Annotated in this window: 2 protein-coding genes; one reads left to right on the forward strand and one right to left on the reverse strand. The window is 72.6% G+C overall.

Annotated elements, in window-relative coordinates; translation table 11 throughout:
* Window positions 1-78: 78 nt before the first annotated feature.
* Complete coding sequence (locus FNH08_RS50245; RefSeq protein WP_152778706.1) at window positions 79-333, reverse strand: hypothetical protein; 255 nt, start codon at window positions 331-333, stop codon at window positions 79-81.
* Between the two features lie 173 nt (window positions 334-506).
* On the opposite strand from FNH08_RS50245, the gene FNH08_RS50250 reads away from it, so the two are divergent.
* On the forward strand, window positions 507-1,246 hold a 740-nt coding region (locus FNH08_RS50250), incomplete at its 3' end, for an AfsR/SARP family transcriptional regulator (protein ID WP_322726689.1).

Consider the following 1,246-nt stretch of genomic DNA (forward strand, 5'->3'; position numbering starts at 1 on the left):
GGCCCGTCCGACGGATCGGTGGGCCGGGCCCGCTCGTGCCGAGGTGCCGAAGAGCTCACGCGGGGTTTGCGGAGTGGATCAGCCGGTCTTCACCCAGAGCTCGTACCAGCCGCTGCCGATCGCGTCGCACTTGGCCTCGCCCGCGTAGGAATTCTTCAGCGAGATGCACTCCGCCCTCTTGAAGGTGCCGATGTACTCCCAGCCCGCGGCGGCCTGGGCGATCGACGCCGTGTCGGCCGCGGAGGCCGCCGGGGCCGCCTGCGCCGTGGCGGCGCCGCCCACCAGCATGGTGGCCCCGAGAGCTATGCCGGTGAGCAACAGACGTGCACGCATGTGTGTTCCCCTTTGTCGTTTCGTGGAGGGAGCCCGGTGGTCCGGGCCGTCGTGTGTCCCACCGTGCCGTCGCGGTCGTCGGGAAACCTTCGGAAAGTCTTGAATCGGGCTTGGAGCGGCAGCTCGGCACCAGAAACATCCCTATGGACGGTGTGGGGACTCTGGGGGGCCACGTGGAAGTCGTGTTCGGGGCGTTGGGCGCGATCCAGGTGTGGTGGGACGGGACTCCGGTCGACGTGGGGCACGCACGGCAGCGGTTCGTGCTGGCGGCCCTCGCCGTGGACGCCGGCCGGGTGGTGCCGGCGGACGTGCTGACGGACCGCGTCTGGGGCGAGCGGGCGCCGCGGCGTGGCCGGGAGACGTTGTACGGGTATGTGTCCCGGTTACGGCAGGCGCTGGCCGGGACCGGGGCGGGCCCGGTACGGGAGCAGGGCGGGTACCGGCTGGCGGTGGCGCCGGAGGCGGTGGACGTGTTCCGGTTCCGTGAGACGGTGCGCCGGGCCCGCGCGGGGGACGGCGGCGAGCGTGCCCTGGTGCTGTGGGAGGAGGCACTCGCACTGTGGCGGGGCGAGGCATTCACCGGGGCGGACACCCCGTGGTTCAACGCCCAGCGGGACCTGCTCGACGCCGAACGGCTGGCCGCCCTGCTGGACCTGGCCGAGACGCGGCTGGCACTGGGGCAGCACACTCGGGTGGTGGCCGAATGCGCCGCGCGGGCGGAGACCCTTCCGTTGGACGAGCGGGTGGCCGGGCAGCTGATGCTGGCGCTGTACCGGTGCGGACGGCAGGCCGGGGCGCTTGACCACTACGATCGCCTCCGGCGCCGACTGGCCGAGGAGCTGGGCACCGATCCCGGACCGGCGCTGCGGCAGCTCCATCGGCAGATCCTCACCTCCGATCCCACCCTCGACAC

The organism is Streptomyces spongiae (assembly GCF_009377185.1).
In the GTDB taxonomy this organism is placed as follows: domain Bacteria; phylum Actinomycetota; class Actinomycetes; order Streptomycetales; family Streptomycetaceae; genus Streptomyces; species Streptomyces spongiae.

Excerpts from the sequence above, each read along its gene's own strand:
- FNH08_RS50245 (WP_152778706.1), bottom strand. The coding sequence starts at position 333 with ATGCGTGCACGTCTGTTGCTCACCGGCATAGCTCTCGGGGCCACCATG.